The 16,608-nt window shown below is 71.3% G+C and carries 14 protein-coding genes and 1 pseudogene; 2 read left to right on the forward strand and 13 right to left on the reverse strand.

Annotated features, from left to right (window positions below):
• Position 1 precedes the first annotated feature (1 nt).
• The 7 genes and pseudogenes from Sfulv_RS05735 to Sfulv_RS05765 form a co-directional block, all read right to left on the reverse strand.
• On the reverse strand, positions 2–913 hold the full coding sequence (locus Sfulv_RS05735; protein ID WP_173312276.1) for a carbohydrate ABC transporter permease: 912 nt from the start codon (positions 911–913) through the stop codon (positions 2–4).
• Positions 910–1,839, reverse strand: coding sequence for a carbohydrate ABC transporter permease (locus tag Sfulv_RS05740; protein WP_173312280.1), 930 nt, complete (start codon positions 1,837–1,839; stop codon positions 910–912). The genes Sfulv_RS05735 and Sfulv_RS05740 overlap by 4 nt, the downstream gene beginning before the upstream one ends.
• 114 nt (positions 1,840–1,953) lie before the next feature.
• Positions 1,954–3,681, reverse strand: a complete 1,728-nt coding sequence (araD, locus tag Sfulv_RS05745) for an L-arabinonate dehydratase (protein ID WP_173312283.1) — start codon at positions 3,679–3,681, stop codon at positions 1,954–1,956.
• Positions 3,678–4,580, reverse strand: coding sequence for a dihydrodipicolinate synthase family protein (locus Sfulv_RS05750; RefSeq protein ID WP_173317605.1), 903 nt, complete (start codon positions 4,578–4,580; stop codon positions 3,678–3,680). Before Sfulv_RS05750 ends, araD begins: the two co-directional genes overlap by 4 nt.
• Before the next feature lie 32 nt (positions 4,581–4,612).
• A complete protein-coding gene (locus tag Sfulv_RS05755) occupies positions 4,613–5,269 on the reverse strand; it encodes a GntR family transcriptional regulator (RefSeq protein ID WP_173312286.1) in 657 nt (218 codons plus the stop codon).
• 556 nt (positions 5,270–5,825) lie between these two features.
• Positions 5,826–7,003: pseudogene (locus tag Sfulv_RS05760) on the reverse strand (hypothetical protein).
• On the reverse strand, positions 7,000–7,974 hold the full coding sequence (locus tag Sfulv_RS05765) for a 5-dehydro-4-deoxyglucarate dehydratase (protein WP_173312289.1): 975 nt from the start codon (positions 7,972–7,974) through the stop codon (positions 7,000–7,002). Before Sfulv_RS05765 ends, Sfulv_RS05760 begins: the two are co-directional and overlap by 4 nt.
• A gap of 256 nt (positions 7,975–8,230) precedes the next feature.
• On the opposite strand from Sfulv_RS05765, the gene Sfulv_RS05770 reads away from it, so the two are divergent.
• Positions 8,231–9,040, forward strand: a complete 810-nt coding sequence (locus Sfulv_RS05770; protein WP_173312292.1) for an NAD-dependent epimerase/dehydratase family protein — start codon at positions 8,231–8,233, stop codon at positions 9,038–9,040.
• A 122-nt stretch (positions 9,041–9,162) separates the two neighbouring features.
• Complete coding sequence (locus tag Sfulv_RS05775) at positions 9,163–10,377, forward strand: TerD family protein (RefSeq protein WP_173312295.1); 1,215 nt, start codon at positions 9,163–9,165, stop codon at positions 10,375–10,377.
• A 109-nt stretch (positions 10,378–10,486) separates the two neighbouring features.
• Here Sfulv_RS05775 and Sfulv_RS30145 read toward each other — a convergent pair whose 3' ends face one another.
• The 6 genes from Sfulv_RS30145 to sufU all read right to left on the reverse strand — a co-directional run bounded on the left by Sfulv_RS30145 (position 10,487) and on the right by sufU (position 16,595).
• Positions 10,487–10,717 carry a hypothetical protein gene (locus Sfulv_RS30145; RefSeq protein WP_073720249.1) on the reverse strand — a complete coding sequence of 77 codons (231 nt, stop codon included), beginning with the start codon at positions 10,715–10,717 and terminating at the stop codon, positions 10,487–10,489.
• Positions 10,718–10,984: 267 nt separating this feature from the next.
• Complete coding sequence (locus Sfulv_RS05785; RefSeq protein ID WP_173312297.1) at positions 10,985–12,499, reverse strand: alkaline phosphatase PhoX; 1,515 nt, start codon at positions 12,497–12,499, stop codon at positions 10,985–10,987.
• Positions 12,500–12,634: 135 nt separating this feature from the next.
• Positions 12,635–14,152 carry a hypothetical protein gene (locus tag Sfulv_RS05790; protein WP_173312299.1) on the reverse strand — a complete coding sequence of 506 codons (1,518 nt, stop codon included), beginning with the start codon at positions 14,150–14,152 and terminating at the stop codon, positions 12,635–12,637.
• Positions 14,153–14,600: 448 nt separating this feature from the next.
• Entirely contained in the window at positions 14,601–15,599 is a 999-nt protein-coding gene (gene dapD / locus Sfulv_RS05795) for a 2,3,4,5-tetrahydropyridine-2,6-dicarboxylate N-succinyltransferase (RefSeq protein WP_173312302.1), read from the reverse strand.
• Positions 15,600–15,807: 208 nt separating this feature from the next.
• On the reverse strand, positions 15,808–16,143 hold the full coding sequence (locus Sfulv_RS05800; protein ID WP_173312305.1) for a metal-sulfur cluster assembly factor: 336 nt from the start codon (positions 16,141–16,143) through the stop codon (positions 15,808–15,810).
• On the reverse strand, positions 16,140–16,595 hold the full coding sequence (gene sufU / locus Sfulv_RS05805) for a Fe-S cluster assembly sulfur transfer protein SufU (RefSeq protein ID WP_305961361.1): 456 nt from the start codon (positions 16,593–16,595) through the stop codon (positions 16,140–16,142). Before sufU ends, Sfulv_RS05800 begins: the two co-directional genes overlap by 4 nt.
• Positions 16,596–16,608 lie beyond the last annotated feature (13 nt).

Raw genomic sequence — 16,608 nt, forward strand, 5'->3', positions numbered from 1 at the left:
CTCAGCCCTTCACTGCGCCGGCGCTGAAGCCGGTGATCAGCCACTTCTGGATGAAGGCGAAGACGATCACCACGGGCACGGCGGCGATGACACCACCCGCGGCGAGCGCTCCCAGATCGACGCTGTCGGCGCCGATGAGGGTGTTCAGACCGACCGGGATCGTCTGCTTGTCCTGTTCGCTGAGGAACATCAGGGCGAACAGGAAGTGGTTCCAGCTGTGCACGAAGGCGAAGGAGCCGACGGCGATCAGTCCGGGCCGCAGCAGCGGGAGCACGACCGCGCAGAAGGCACGGAAGCGCGAACAGCCGTCCACCCAGGCGGCTTCCTCCAGCGTCATGGGCACGTTCTTGATGAACCCGCTGATCAGGATGATCGACAGCGGCAGCTGGAAGACCGTCTCGGCGATGATGACGCTGCCGAGGGAGTTGATCATCTGGAGGTTCTTGAAGATCTCGAAGAGCGGTACGAGCATCAGCGCGCCCGGGATGAACTGGGAGCAGAGCAGTGCCAGCATGAACCCGTTCTTGATCCTGAAGTCGAAGCGGGCCAGGGCGTAGCCGCCCGCCAGGGCCACCAGCGTGGTGGCGAACAGGGTGGCGACTCCGACGATCATGCTGTTCTGGAAGAAGACCGCGAAGCTGCGCTCGTTCCAGACCTTGGAGAAGTGCTCGCCCGTCATCGGCCAGGGCACCAGCGAGGTGGACCCCGCGGGCCGTACGGCGAAGAGGAACATCCAGTAGAAGGGGATGAGGGTGAAGACCAGGTAGATGCCCAGGGGGACGTAGATCTGCCAGCGCGGTACGTCGTCGAAGGCGCGCTCGCGGCCTCGGCCGCGCCGCGCGGGGGGCGGCGGGCTGTTCCGTACGGGTTGCGGGGCCGGGCCCGTGTGCTTCTCGGCGAGTGCGGCAGTCACTTGTGGTCGCCTCCGAACTTGCTCAGGCGCAGATAGACGATCGAGCAGAAGAGGAGGATCACGAAGGCGACGGTGGTGAGCGCGGAGGCGTAACCGAAGTCGTGGCCCTCGATACCGGTGTTGGCGACGTAGAGCGGCAGGGTGGTGGTCTCGCCGGCCGGTCCGCCGCCTGTGAGGGTGTACAGCAGGTCGACGTTGTTGAACTCCCAGACCCCGCGGAGCAGGGTGGCGAGGATGATCGCGTCGCGCAGGTGCGGCAGGGTGATGTGGAGGAACTGGCGCATCCGCCCGGCCCCGTCGACCGATGCCGCCTCGTACAGCTCCTTGGACACGGACTGGAGGTCGGCGAGGATGAGGATGGCGAAGAAGGGGACGCCGCGCCAGAGCTCGGCGACCGTGGCGGCCCAGAAGACGGTGCCGGTGTCGGAGAGCACCGAGGTGCCGTAGTCACCGATCCCGGCGTCCGCGAGGTAGCGGCTGAAGCCGGTCGAGGAGTTGTAGAGCAGAATCCAGATGGTGCTGGTGAGGACTCCGGAGACGGCCCAGGGGGAGAACACCATCGCCCGGGAGATGCCGCGGCCGATGAAGCTCTGGTTCACGATGAGCGCGAGAGCGAGGCCCAGCGCGAGCTGGAGCGAGACCTGGACGCCGACCCACTGGGCGCTGAAGCCGAGCGTCGTCCAGAAGTGGTCGTCCTCGGTGAAGATGCGGGAGAAGTTGTCGAACCCGGCGAAGCCGTTCCGCCACGGCTTGGTGACGTTGTAGTTCTGCAGGCTGTAGTAGAAGACGCTGATCACCGGATAGGCGATGAAGCCCAGCATCAGCAGCCCGGCGGGCGCGATCAGCAGGTAGGGCAGACGGCGCGGGCTCGCCGTTCGGCGCCGGGGCACCTTGGGCGGTTTGGCCACGGCTGCGGCTTGGGCCATGACACGTCTCCGTTCTGTGCGGTGTGCGGGTGTGTCGCGTGGGGTGCGCAAGCGCTTCCCGCATGCCGTTCGGCCTGTCGAACGAGGCGGTGCGCAGGAGTTCTGGGCGCCGGTTCAGCCGGCGTAGGGGTCGGGCACGTCTCCCTGCCGGGCCAGGAAGGCGAAGTCGCAGCCGGTGTCGGCCTGGGTGATCTGGTCCTGGTAGAGGGCCCCGTACCCGCGCCCGTAGCGGTTGGGCGGCGGTTCCCACGCGTCGCGGCGGCGTGTCAGCTCCTCCTCGGACACATCGAGGTGGAGCAGGCGCGCCCCGACGTCCAGGGTGATCGCGTCACCGGTACGGACAAGTGCGAGCGGCCCGCCGACGTACGACTCGGGGGCGATGTGCAGCACGCACGCCCCGTAGCTGGTGCCGCTCATCCGGGCGTCGGAGATCCGCACCATGTCCCGTACGCCCTGTCTCAGCAGGTAATCGGGGATCGGCAGCATCCCGTACTCCGGCATGCCCGGTCCGCCCTTGGGCCCCGCGTTGCGGAGCACCAGGACGTGGTCGGCCGTGAGGCCCAGGGCCGGGTCGTTGATGGTGCGCTGCATCTCCCGGTAGTCGTCGAAGACGACCGCCGGGCCGGTGTGGCGCAGCAGGTGCGGTTCGGCGGCGATGTGCTTGATGACCGCGCCGTCCGGGCAGAGGTTCCCCCGCAGCACCGCGACGCCGCCCTCGTCGGCCAGGGGGTTGTCCCGTTCCCTGATGACGTCCGCGTCGTGCACGAGCGCCCCGTCCAGCTGCTCACGCATCGAGGTGTGCGAGACGGTGGGACGGTCCAGGTGCAGTACGTCGGTGAGCCTGGCCAGGAAGCCGGGCAGCCCGCCCGCGAAGTGGAAGTCCTCCATGAGGTACTTCCCGCCCGGACGGAGGTTGGCGAGCACCGGCACCGTACGGGCGACGCGGTCGAAGTCGTCCAGGGTGAGCTTGACCCCGGAGCGGCCCGCCATCGCGATCAGGTGGATCACGGCGTTGGTGGAACCGCCGAGCGCGAGGACCGTGGCGACGGCGTCCTCGTACGCGTCCGCCGTGAGGATCTTCGACAACGTGAGCTGCTGCCAGACCAGTTCGACGATCCGGAGGCCCGACTGCGCCGCCATCCGGTCGTGGCCGGAGTCGACGGCCGGGATGGACGAGGCACCGGGCACCGTGACGCCCAGCGCCTCGGCGGCGGCCGTCAGGGTGGACGCGGTCCCCATCGTCATGCAGTGACCGGGCGAACGGGCCAGCCCGTTCTCCAGCTCGGCCATCTCGCAGTCACCGATGAGCCCGGCCCGCTTGTCGTCCCAGTACTTCCACATGTCCGTCCCGGAGCCCAGGACCTCGTTGCGCCAGTGGCCCGGCAGCATGGGACCCGCCGGGACGAACACGGCCGGCAGGTCGACGGACGCGGCGCCCATGAGCAGCGCGGGCGTCGACTTGTCGCAGCCCCCGAGCAGCACGGCGCCGTCGACCGGATAGGAGCGCAGCAGCTCCTCGGTCTCCATCGCCAGCATGTTGCGGTAGAGCATGGGGGTCGGCTTCTGGAAGGTCTCCGAGAGGGTGGAGACCGGGAATTCGAGCGGGAAGCCGCCCGCCTGCCAGACCCCCCGCTTGACCGCCTGCGCGCGGTCGCGCAGATGGACGTGGCAGGGGTTGATGTCCGACCAGGTGTTCAGGATCGCGATGACCGGCTTGCCCAGGTGCTCCTCGGGCAGGTAGCCGAGCTGGCGGGTGCGGGCCCGGTGGCTGAACGAGCGGAGCCCGTCCGTGCCGTACCACTGGTGACTGCGCAGTTCCCCTGAGGTGAGGCGAGCGGTCATATGGACCACCCGGCGACCTGGTCGGCGACCTCGGCGCGCTGCGCCTCCGGCAGCACCCTGCTGGGTGCGCGGACATCGCGGCGGCAGAGCCCGAGCGAGGCCAGGGCCTCCTTGACGACCGTCACGTTGTTGGCGGACTGCCGGTCGGCGCGCAGTTCCTCGAAGCGGCGGATCTGCTCCCAGACCTTCATCGCCGCCACGTAGTCCCCGGCCCGCAGGGCCTCCAGCATGGCCAGCGAGACGCCGGGGGCGACGTTGACCAGGCCGGAGGTGAAGCCGGTGGCGCCGGTGGCGAAGTAGGAGGGGGCGTACAGCTCGGCGAGGCCCGCGACCCAGACGAAGCGTTCCAGACCGGCGTCCCGGGCGAAGGCGCCGAAGCGGGCCGCGTCCGGGACGGCGTACTTCACACCGATGACGTTGGGGCAGCTGTCGGCGAGGTCGCTCAGCGCCTCGCCGCCGAGCAGCGGGTTGCGGATGTAGGGGACGACGCCGAGCTCGGGTACGGCTTCGGCGATGGCCCGGTGGTAGTCGGTCCAGCCGTCCTGGGAGACGTACGGGTGGACCGGCTGGTGCACCATCACCATCTGGGCGCCGGCCTCCCCGGCGTGCCGGGCGGCGGCGACGGCGGTCGGCACGTCGTGCCCGACGCCCACCAGGACGGTGGCGCGGCCGCCCGCCTCCTCGATGGTCAGCTCGGTGACGGCACGCCGCTCGTCGGGCGTGAGCGCATAGAACTCCCCGGTGTTGCCGTTCGGGGTGAGGATGCGGACGCCGCCGTCGAGCAGCCGTCGCAGCAGGGCGCGGTGCGCCGTCGTGTCGATGGTGCCGTCCTCGGCGAACGGGGTCACCGGGATGGCCACGACATCTGCGAGGGCCGCCTTCAGCGGTGTGAGGTCCATGCGGACGGGCCTTTCGTCGGTGTGCTGCTGGTTCACGCCACGTCACCCCCGTCCACGTCGTCGGGGAAGGCGCGGCGCACGAACGACGCGATGTGGTCGTGCAGAGCCCCGGCGGCCGCCTCGCCGTCTCCGGTGAGCGCGAGCCGCAGGATCTCCCGGTGCTCGGCCGCCTCCCGCTCCCAGGTCGGAATGGCCGACCAGGCGACGGTCGACACCAGAGCGGCCTGGTCGCGGACCTCGTCGAGCATCCGGGCGAGCAGCGGATTTCCGCAGGGCAGGTAGAGCGCCCGGTGGAAGTCCCGGTTGGCCAGGGAGCGTTCGGCCTTGTCCAGCGCCGAGTCGGCGCGCTCCAGGGCTTCCTGGGCCTCGTCGAGCGAACCCTTGCGGGTGATCGAACGGCGCAGCGCCTCGGGCTCCAGGAGGAGGCGTACGTCGTAGACCTCGCGGGCCATGGCCGCGTCGACGAGCCGGACGGTGACGCCCTTGTACTGGCTCATGACGACGAGCCCGGTACCGGCCAGTGTCTTCAGCGCCTCCCGCACCGGGGTCTTGGAGACCCCGAACTGCGCGGCGAGTTCGGTCTCCACCAGCGCCTGCCCTGGTCTCAGCTGCGCGGTGAGGATCGCGTGCTTGATCGCCTCCAGCACGTACTGGGTGCGGGACGGAATCGGGGTGGGCGCAAAGGTCATGGGTGAAGGGCTCTCGCATCTCGCGTATCGCGTCTCATATATGACGTACGAAGTACGACGCGATGAAGCTAGAGCGGTGCCGAATGTTTCGTCAACGCTTCTGACAGAAGAACTTTCCCGGCCTGCCACCCAGGGGGCCGTGGCGAGCGGCAGCGGACGCTGAACGCACGGACGCCCGGACGGCCGGACAACCGGACGGCGCACGGCCGCTCGGATGAGTCAGTGGCCTGCGGCCGGCTGGGACGCGACCGGGGACGGGGGTGCGCGCGGGGGCGGTGACGATGCCGCTCACCGGGGTGGGGTGTTCCACGCGGGCCGGGACGCCGGTTCCGTGCGGCTCGGGCCGGTGACGGGGGCCCGCTGTAGCGGCGCATGCCGGAGCGGGCGTTCACGGCGGTGCCGGCGGCAGGCACGGCGACCCGGGTGAGGGCGGGCGCCGAGGGCGGAGGTGCCGGCCGGGGCGGGGGCGGGCGAACGGGGCGGGGCAGGCGGCCGGGGCGGGGGCGGGCGAACGGGGCGGGCGTGGCTGGAAGGGCTCCCCCGCCCGCCCCCGTCCTCAGCCGATGTGCCGGAGCGCGTCGGTGACGGCTTCGAGGTCCTGGTCCGAGGCCAGCCCCGCGTGGTAGAGCCGCAGTTGGCCGGCGCCGAGCGAGGCCGCGTGGGCGGCGTCCCGGGCGAGCGTGCCGGGGCTCCCGCCCATCCCGGAGACGATGCCGAAGTTCGCGGCGAGCACACCGGAGGCATCCGCGAACGGCCCGAGCACCGCCTCACGCGCCGCGTCGCCACCCGTACAGGGCAGCACCACGCCATCGGCCACGGAGAGGACGTGCCGGGCGTCGACCCCCACGTTGGCGCCCGTGCGGTACGCGGCCGGGTCGGCGTGCAGGAGCACCTGGAACCCGGCCCCCGCCGCCTCCCGCACCGAGGCGACCACGGACTCCTGGAGCGTACGGGCGACCTGCCCGCGCCACTGGAGGGTGGCCTCGGCGAGCCCGGCTCCGAGCAGCTCGCCGACCCCGGACCAGCCGGTGGCCGGGGGCCGCCCGATCCGGCCCATACGGGCTCCAGGGCCCACCGCACGGATGCGCGCAGCTCGTCCGCGTCCACGCCGTGCTCGCCGTATCCGGCCCGGCAGTCCGGGCAGAAGCAGAGCGACATCAGATACTGCGCCGCCTCCCCCAGGCCGACACCCGCGGTCTTGTCGTGGGCGTGCAGGTGGCCGTAGCCGTACCAGCCGCAGGACTCCAGTTCGGTGCCGAGCGTCCCCTCGCGGACCGCCGCCTCGGCGGCCAGGGCGACCAGGTAGGCGCGGACGTCCGGCCGCGCGATGCAGGGCGCCCACGGGTAGCGGTCACCGTAGGCGTTGACCACCGAGGTGTCGGGGTGTTCGGCGCCCAGCCGGGAGCTGTGCGCGAGCACGACCCAGCTGTGCACCTGGAGACCGGCGTCGGTCAGCGCCCGCGCCGCCTCCGCGTACGGGTCGGCGCCCGGCACCCAGGACTGCTCGTGGGGCCGCAGCGGCTGTCCCGACCAGCGGGCCGGGTCCGGCGGGTAGAGCACCGCGGCGTACTCGGCGGTGACGATCCGGCGGCCCGGGTGGCGCGGGGTCAGCGCCCGGGTCGAGTGGTAGACGGAGGCGAGGGTCACCTGCTGGACGCCGAGGGCGGCGACGCGCGCCGCCGCGTCCGGGTCCCCGACGACGTCCCACGGATAGAGGAAGGCCGAGGTCTTCATCCGCGCGCCCCCGCCGTCCCCGCCCGGGCCGCGCGCCCCGCCAGCTGGGCGCGTCCGCCGGCGATGATCCGGGTGAGTTCCCCGACGTGTGCGGCGGACGGTTCCATGAGCGGGGTGCGCACCTCTCCTACGTCAAGTCCGCCGAGCCTGACGGCGGCCTTCACCAGCGAGACGGCGTAGCCGTGGCCCTTGGAGCGCAGCTCGACCAGCGGCCGGTAGAAGTGGTCGAGCAGGTCGTTGACCAGCTCGTCGTCGCCCGAGTCGAGCGCCCGGTAGAACGCGAGGGCGATGTCGGGGGCGAAGGCGAAGACGGCCGAGGAGTAGAGCGTGACACCGATGCCCCGGTAGGCGAGGCCGGTGAGCTCGGCGGTCGGCAGGCCGTTGAAGTACAGGAAGTCCTGGCCGGGCAGCCGGGTGCGGACGGCACTGACGATCCGCTGCATCAGGTCGAGGTCGCCGAGGCCGTCCTTGAGCCCGATGATCCCGGGCGTCCCGGCGAGCGCGACGACGGTCTCGGGGGTGAAGACGGCGTTGTCGCGCTGGTAGACGATCGTCTCCAGCCGGGTGGCGGCGGCGAGCGCCGCGTAGTGGCGCAGCAGCCCTTCCTGACCGGCGACGACGAGGTACGGGGGCAGGGCGAGGAGTCCGTCGGCGCCCGCCTCCTCGGCGAGCTCCGCGTACTGGACGGCGAGCGCGGTGCCGTATCCGACGCCCGCGACGACGGGCACCCGCCCGGCCGTCTCCTCGACCGCCGCGGCGACGAGAACCCGGAACTCCTCCGGCGTGAGCGCGTGGAACTCACCCGTGCCGCAGCACGCGAAGACCGCGGCCGCACCGGCGTCGATCCCCTGGCGCACATGCGCGCGGAAGGCGGCCGGGCCGATGGCGCCGTCCGGTCCGTAGGCGGTGACGGGGAAGAAGAGCGGCCCGGCGACATGGGTGAGCCGGGCGGCGAGGGGGGCTGAGGTCACGGGCGCTCCCTGAGCAGGTTCAGGCGTGCACAACTATGATCAGTGTCCATACTTATGAACGGCGCCACGCTAAAGCAGCCACCCGGTGCAGGTCAAGGCAGGAACACCGACCCGGAGACGGAGTCATCCGCCGTACGAAACCCTTGACGTGATCCGTCGAGCATTCGTAACTTGTCCATGCATGTGAATGCCATCCATGCAGTTGGCGTGTTGCGCGCGTCCGTCACGTCCGCGACCGGACCGAGGAGATCCCCGAATGCCCGCTCCCCGCACCGTCCTGCTCACCGGCGCCGCCGGCGGCCTCGGCACTCTGATGCGCGCCCTGCTGCCCGCGTACGGATACGAGCTCCGGCTCCTCGACATCGCCCCGGTCGAGGGTGAACCGGACGCGATCAGCGCCGACCTCGGCGACAAGGAGGCGCTGCGCGAGGCCGTGCGGGGCGTCGACGCGATCATCCACCTCGCGGGCATCTCCCTGGAAGCCTCCTTCGACAAGATTCTGCGGGCGAACATCGAGGGCACCTACAACCTCTACGAGGCCGCGCGCGAGGAGGGCGTGCGCCGCACGGTGTTCGCCTCGTCCAACCACGCCATCGGCTACGTCCCGCGCCCGTCCCCGGGCGACCCGCTGATCCCGGTCGAGGTCACCCGGCGCCCCGACACCTTCTACGGCCTCTCCAAGTCCTTCGGCGAGGACCTCGCCCAGCTCTACTGGGACCGCCACGGCATGGAGACCGTCTCCGTGCGCATCGGTTCGTGCTTCGAGGAGCCCACCTCGGTACGGATGCTCTCGGTCTGGATGAGCCCCGCCGACGCCGCCCGGCTGTTCCACGCCGCGCTCACCGCCGAGGAGGTCGGGCACACCGTCGTCTACGGCTCCTCGGACAACACGCGCCTGTGGTGGGACCTGAGCTCGGCCAGGGCCCTGGGGTACGACCCGCAGGACGACTCCGAGCCGTACGCGGAGAAGCTCATCGCCGAACAGGGCGAGCTGGACCCCGCCAGGCCGGAGCACGCGCACATCGGCGGCCACTTCCTCACCGACCCGCCGATCTGGCCCCACTGACCGGACGCACGGGCACCGCGCAGCCCTCCCGGCAGCCCCGGCCGGGGCTGCCGCTGAGCCGTACGGAGCACGCGGGGAGAAGGTAAGGGAACGGCAAAGCCGGGTCGTTCGTTACTCTGTGCATGACCGCAATGACCCCCGGCTCGAACATCCCTCTCTCCGCCGCCCGCGTGGCGGTGGACGTCGCCGCTCCCGTGCGGCTCGACGTCTCGGGCCTGCTACTCACCGCCGACGGCAAGGTGCGCTCGGACGACGACTTCATCTTCTACAACCAGCCCTCGGGCTCCGGCGTGACGTACCGCTCCGGCGGCGGCTCGGCGCCCGACGCGATCGTGGTGGACACCGCGGCGATCCCGCCCGGCATCGAGAAGATCGTGGTCACCGCGAGCCCCGACGCCGCGGGCCAGACCTTCATGGGCATCGAGCCCACGGCCACCGTGCGCAACGCGGACGACGGAACGGCGCTCGCCACGTTCACGCCGCCCCGGCTGGGCGCCGAGACAGCGCTCGTGGTCATCGAGATCTATCTGCGCAACGGCGCCTGGAAGGCCCGCGCCGTGGGCCAGGGGTACGCGAACGGACTCTCGGGCATCGCCACGGACTTCGGCGTGTCGGTGGAGGAACCCGCCCCGGCGGCAGCCCCCGCGCCGCAGGCCCCGCCGGTCCCGCAGGCCGCCCCCGCCGACCCGCGGGTCGCACCCCAGGCCCCGCCCGCCGCGCCCGTCGCGGCCGCCGCTGCCCCGGCGCCTGCGGGCTCCGGCAAGATCAACCTGGACAAGGGCCGCGTCAGCCTCCAGAAGAACCAGACCGTCTCCCTCGTCAAGGGCGGCAAGCCGCTGCTCTCCCAGGTGAAGATGGGCCTCGGCTGGGAGCCCGCCTTCCGCGGCAAGGACATCGACCTGGACGCCTCCGTCATCGCCTACGGCCCCAACCGGAACCACCTGGACAGCTGCTACTTCGGCAAGCTCTCCATCCTCAACGGCGCGATCAAGCACTCCGGCGACAACCTCACGGGTGAGGGCGCCGGTGACGACGAGGTGATCGTCGTGGACCTCGGCCGCATCCCCGCCGAGGCGACCGGCCTGGTCTTCACGGTCAACTCGTTCACCGGCCAGAAGTTCACCGAGGTCGCCAAGGCGTACTGCCGGCTGATGGACGCGGCCACCGGCGAGGAGCTGGTCCGCTTCGACCTGACCGGCGCGGAGCCGCAGACCGGCGTGATGATGGCCAAGCTGATCAAGCAGTTCACCGGTGAGTGGGAGATGACGGGCATGGGCGAGTTCGTGAAGTCGCGCACGGTGCGGGGCATGGTGAAGCCCGCCGCCAAGTCCCTGTAACCCGGCGACGGGACGAGCCCGGAAACGGCTTCCGGGGCACCTGATGACTCTCAGGTGCCCCGGGTCCGGAGATTCTCCAGGCGGACGCTTTGTGAGCTCGTGATGCTTCTCAGAGCTTGGTCAGCTTGGAGTACGGGCTCAGAATCCTCCCCTGTCGCCCAGAGAAGTCGATGAGGACCGCATCGTTGTCGCCCTCGACAGCGAGGATTCTGCCGAGCCCGAACTGGTCGTGCGACACCCTGTCGCCCACATCGAAACATTCGACCGGTGGGGCCGCCTGGGCCGGGCGGTTGAAGGGACTGGAAGGCAGGTGACGCCGGGAACCGGCTGACTGTTTCATTAACTTGAGTATGCGCCTTGAGAGCGCCCGACGCCATGCCCGACCACTCCTGGGGGCGCAGTAGTGCCGGATTCGTAATCAGCCGTTCCGGTGCCACACGGGGCTTCTGCCCGTTGCCACCAGGGGCGCTGCCAGGAATGCGCCCCTGGAGCGCCCCCCGAAGGTGTGGCGGTTCTCGCTTCCTGGCGGGGCGTGGCCCACCCGCCGCCGGGCCTCCCCTTGCGAAGCTGCGACAAACCGTGTGTTTTCGATCACATTGGGTAACGGTCAGCTGGAGGAACCGGTGTCCGTGGCGCTGTCCGCGGTGCGGGGCCGGTTCGGCTGGCGCTTCCACGGGCCGGTGATGGCGAGCAGGATTCCGGGCGTCTGGATGTTGGCGAAGAGCGTCTTCCCGTCGGGCGAGAAGGTGACTCCGGCGAACTCGCTGAACCGCGGGTCATCGGCCGTGCCCACGTTGAGGTCGTTGCGCGCGATCGGGTACGTACGGCCGTTCTCGGTGGCCCCGAACAGGTGGGAGACACCTTCGCCGTCCTCGGCGATCACGAGTCCGCCGTAGGGCGAGACGGTGATGTTGTCGGGGCTGTCGAAGGCGCCGTCCACGGACGGGTCGGGGTTGACGCCGAGCAGCACCTTCAGGGTCAGCGTGCGGCGCTTGGGGTCGTAGAACCAGACCTGGCCGTCGTGCGCGACGGGGCTCTCGTCACGGGCGTAGGAGGAGACGACGTAGGCGCCTCCGTCGCCCCACCACATGCCTTCGAGCTTGCGGCCCCGGGTGACGTCCAGCTGACCGAACTGCTTGCGCACGGGCACGGTCCTCGCGTCGCGGTCGGGGACGTCGACCCAGTCCACGCCGTACACCGTGCCGGTCTTCGTGGCGCGGGAGAGGTCGTCGACGAAGACGCCGTTGCGGTCGAAGCACTTGGCGGCCTGGAGGACACCTGCGTCGTCGGCGAGGGTGCGCAGTCTGCCGCGGCCGTGCCTGAAGCCCTGCGGCGGGACCCAGCGGTAGAACAGCCCGTTGGGGCCTGAGGCGTCCTCGGTCAGGTAGGCGTGACCGGCCCGGGGGTCGATGACGACGGCCTCGTGGTCGTACCGGCCGAACGCCTTGATCGGCCGCGGGTCGCGGTTGGCGCGCCGGTCGTAGGGGTCGACCTCGAACGTGTAGCCGTGGTCCTTGGTCATCCCGTTCTGGCCGGCCTTGTCCGAGTTCTCCTCGCAGGTCAGCCAGGTGCCCCACGCGGTGGAGCCGCCCGCGCAGTTGGTGGAGGTGCCCGCGATGCCGACCCACTCGGCGGTGCGGCCGTCGTTACGGGTCTCGACGACCGTGCAGCCACCGGCCGCGGCGGGGTCGTAGACCAGGCCATCGGTGAGCGGGACGGGGTACTTCCACTTGGCGCGCGGACCCTTGAGCTCGTGGTTGTTGACGAGCAGCGTGACTCCGCGCGGGCCTTCGAAGGCGGCCGTGCCGTCGTGGTTGGAGGGGGTGGGCTCCCCGGTCTCCAGCGTGGTGACACCGCTGTGCGTGACGATCCGGTACGAGAATCCGGCGGGCAGGGCGAGAATGCCCTCGGGGTCGGGGAGCAGCGGCCCGTAGCCGGGCGACCTGTCGTGGCCGTGACCCCCGCCCCGGCCGTTCCCTGAGCCCTGGTCCCGGCCGTGTTCCGGGTCGTCGGCGGCGAGCGCGCCGGGCGCGGTGGCGAGCGCGCCGACCGCGCCGGTGAGGGCGATGCCCGCACCGGTGAGGGCGGACTGCCGGGTGAATTCCCTGCGGGTGAAGGACATCGCGGACTCCATGTGAGGCATCTGGCGGGGGTGGTGGCGCGCCCAGGCTGCCTCCCGCACACCAACGGAGGTTGAACAAGAAACGACTTCGGGCGGCATCCTTGCGGCTCAGGGGCCCGGCGGCGCCGCGGGGCGTCAGCCGCTCCTGCGCGACCGCGCCTTGAACGCCGCCTTCCGTGCTTCCTTCGCCGCCTTCTTGTCGCCGTGCAGCCGCCCCATCGCCTCCAGGACCTCGGCCGTGCCGGGGTGGTCCACCCGCCACACCTCGTCGAAGAACCCGCTGTGCTGACCCGACAGCCCCTCCACCAGCTCCTGGAGTTCGCCCAGATCGCCGTCGGCGTCGAGCTGGGCGGCGATCGTGTCGACCGCCAGCCAGAAGATCATGGACTCCGGCGGCGCGGGTACGTCGGCCGCGCCCCGCTCCGCGAGCCAGACCCGCGCGAGGCCGCCCAGTTCGGGGTCGTCGAGCACCGCGCGCACGGCGGGCTCCGCCTCAGGACCGGCCAGGGCCAGGGCCTGCTGGCAGTGCAGCCGTCGCAGCGGCGCTCCCGCGTCGGCCCCGCGCGAGGCGCTCAGCAGCTCGCGCGCGGCCGTCACCGCGCCCGCGCCGCCGCCGTGCCGGGCGAGCCACAGCTCGGTCTCGGCCCGGACGGCGGCCTCGGGGTAGTAGCCGATGCCCGCCAGGAGCTCATCGGCCCCCTTCTCGGCGAGGTCGCCGATCGCGGGAGCGTCCACCCCGGCCTCCAGCATCCGGGCCCGTACGCCGTACAGACCGAGCGGCGTCAGTTTGACCAGCCCGTAGCGGGTGACGTCCTCCTCGTCGGCCGGCGCGGCGCCGTCCTCGCCCTCCTCGGTCAGCAGCGCCTCGTCCAGCGGCCGGTACTCGACGATGCCGATGGGTTCGAGCACCCTGAACTGGTCGTCGAGGCGCATCATCGCCTCCGACACCTGCTCCAGGACGTCGTCGGTGGGCTCGCCCATGTCGTCGGGGACGATCATCGACGCGGCGAGAGCGGGCAGCGGCAGCGGGCCCCTGCCGGGGCCCGCCTCCGAGACGGTGAGCAGGTAGAGATTGCCGAGCACCCCGTCGAGGAACTCCGCCTCGGCCTCCGGGTCCCAGTCCAGGGCGTCGAAGTCGACCGAGCCGTCCTCGTTGACGAGGTCGGCGAAGTCGTCGAAGGCCGGGGCGGTGGCGTCGGCGTACACGGCCTCCAGAGCGTCCAGCCAGATCGCCAGCACGTCCTGGGGGGAACCACCGGTCAGCAGGGCCAGGTTCTCGCCCACGGCGACGGCACCCTCGGCCTCCCCCTCCTCCGGGCCGCCGGCACCTTCCCCGCCCTCGGCCTCACCATCGGCCCCGTGCTCGGAATCCGCCGGGTCCTCGACGTCCACGAGCCCGGTGTCGACCGCGAGGCGCCACGCCTCGCTCGCGTACGCGGCACCGTCCTCGTCGGCGTCCAGGCCCAGGTGCTCGGCCGCCGCGGGCAGTTGGTCCTCGGCGAGCTCCCCGCCCGCGCCGACCCGCGTCCCGGGCCCCGCCCAGCGGGCGAGCCTGACGGCACGGGCGAGCAGCGGGGCGGCGAGCGCGTCCCGCGCCAGTTCGGCCTCGGAGTGCAGCCGCACCGGCGGCAGGGAGGGGCGCTCTGCGGACATCAGGTGGTTCTCCTCGGGACGACTCGGGCCTAGCCCGCGGGTACGGAGTTCAGGCCGCCCAAGCCTAGACGTACTTCACGCCTCGCCCCTTCGGGACCATGCTCGGCGCCGTCGTGCAGCGGTTCACCCCGCCGCCCGTCACGCCGGGGAAGGTCCGCGCCTACCGCCGGGCGGGAGTCGGGGACCCGATGCCGTCGCCGGGTCCGGCGAGCGCGTCGGACACCGCGTCCACCCAGCGTGTTGGGCTCTGTGACCCCAGGGGCGCCGATGTGGCACCTCGTCAAATGCGGGCCGGGACACCCCCGTAGGGGCCGGCCGCCCCGACCAGCTCACCGTCGGCCTGGTCGAGCTGATGACGGCCTCCCCGGCACGGTGACGGCCAGGACCCTGCCGGCGAAGGGCCCGCGCTCGGCTGACCGCCGCGACCGGGGAGGACGGGTCGGGTCCGCTAGTTGTGGTGGTGCAGGATCTCGTTGAGACCGCCCCACACCGCGTTGTTCGGACGGGCCTCCACCGTGCCGGTGACCGAGTTGCGGCGGAAGAGGATGTTCGAGGCCCCGGAGAGCTCACGGGCCTTGACGATCTGGCCGTCCGGCATCGTGACGCGGGTACCGGCCGTGACGTACAGCCCCGCCTCGACGACGCACTCGTCGCCCAGCGCGATCCCGACGCCCGCCTCCGCGCCGACCAGGCAGCGCTCGCCGATCGTGATCCGGACGTTGCCGCCACCGGAGAGCGTGCCCATCGTGGACGCGCCGCCGCCGATGTCGGAGCCGTCACCGACGACGACGCCCGCGGAGATGCGGCCCTCGACCATCGACGTACCGAGCGTGCCCGCGTTGAAGTTCACGAAGCCCTCGTGCATGACGGTCGTACCGGACGCCAGGTGCGCACCGAGACGGACACGGTCGGCGTCGGCGATCCGTACCCCCTTGGGCGCGACGTAGTCCGTCATCCGCGGGAACTTGTCCACCGAGGTGACCTGGAGGTGCAGACCGTCGGCTCGGGCGTTCAGCCGGACCTTCTCCAGGTCGTCGACGGCGACCGGACCGAGCGAGGTCCAGGCGACGTTGGCGAGGAGGCCGAAGACGCCGTCCAGATTCTGCCCGTGCGGCTGGACGAGGCGGTGGGAGAGCAGGTGCAGGCGCAGGTACGCGTCGTGCGCGTCGAGGGGCTTGTCGTCCAGCGAGGAGATGACCGTGGCGACGGCCACGACCTCCACACCGCGTCGGGCGTCCACACCGACGGCCCTGGCCGCGGCCTCGCCGAGCCGGTTCACGGCCTCGTCCGGCGTCAGGCGCTGCGTGCCGGCCGGGCCGGGCTCGGCCGAGAGCTGGGGGGCGGGGAACCAGGTGTCGAGGACGGTGCCGTCACCGGCGATGGTGGCGAGGCCGGCGGCGACGGCGCCGGTGGAACGGGGCGAACCCTGGGAAATCGTGTCGGTCATGACCAGAACCTAACCGGCCGGGGGCCGCGCGGGCGAACCGGTCTCAGGGTCCGGCGCACCGCTGCGCGGCGGACCTCCCGGCCGGCGCATCGGACCCATGCACGAACCCCGCACACAGCACCGCGGGGCGCCTCTCCCCTTCGGCAAGGGAAAGACGCCCCGCGGCAGCGGACCGTGGCACCGGCCAGGCGTGCGCCCGGCCGGGCTGTCAGACGTTGAAGCCGAGCGCGCGCAGCTGCTCGCGCCCGTCGTCCGTGATCTTGTCCGGGCCCCACGGCGGCATCCAGACCCAGTTGATCCGCAACTCGCTGACGATGCCGTCGGTCGCGGACTTCGCCTGGTCCTCGATGACGTCGGTCAGCGGACAGGCCGCGGACGTCAGCGTCATGTCGAGGGTGGCGATGTTGGCGTCATCGACGTGGATGCCGTAGATGAGGCCCAGGTTGACGACGTCGATACCCAGCTCGGGGTCGACTACGTCGTACAGCGCCTCGCGGACCTCCTCCTCGGAGGCCGGCTTCAGTGCGACTGTCTCTTCACTCATGCGGTCTTCCCTTCGGACAGCGCCTGCGCCGTCGCGTCCTTCCACGCCATCCAGCTCAGCAGCGCGCACTTGACCCGGGCCGGGTACTTGGAGACACCGGCGAACGCGACCGCGTCCTCCAGTACCTCCTCCATGGCGTCGTCCGGCTCCAGCTGGCCCTTCGACTGCATCAGTTCCAGGAACGCGCCCTGGATCTTCTGCGCCTCGCCGAGCTGCTTGCCGACCAGCAGCTCGTTCAGCACGGAGGCACTGGCCTGGCTGATGGAGCAGCCCTGGCCGTCGTAGCTGATGTCGGCGATCCTCTCGCCCTCGTACCTCACCCGGAGTGTGATCTCGTCGCCACACGTCGGGTTGACGTGATGCACCTCGGCGTCGCCGTCCCGCAGGCCGCGCCCGTGGGGGTGCTTGTAGTGGTCCAGGATCACTTCCTGGTACATGGAATCAAGCTTCACCAGTCAACCCTCA

Source organism: Streptomyces fulvorobeus (assembly GCF_013167895.1).
In the GTDB taxonomy this organism is placed as follows: domain Bacteria; phylum Actinomycetota; class Actinomycetes; order Streptomycetales; family Streptomycetaceae; genus Streptomyces; species Streptomyces fulvorobeus.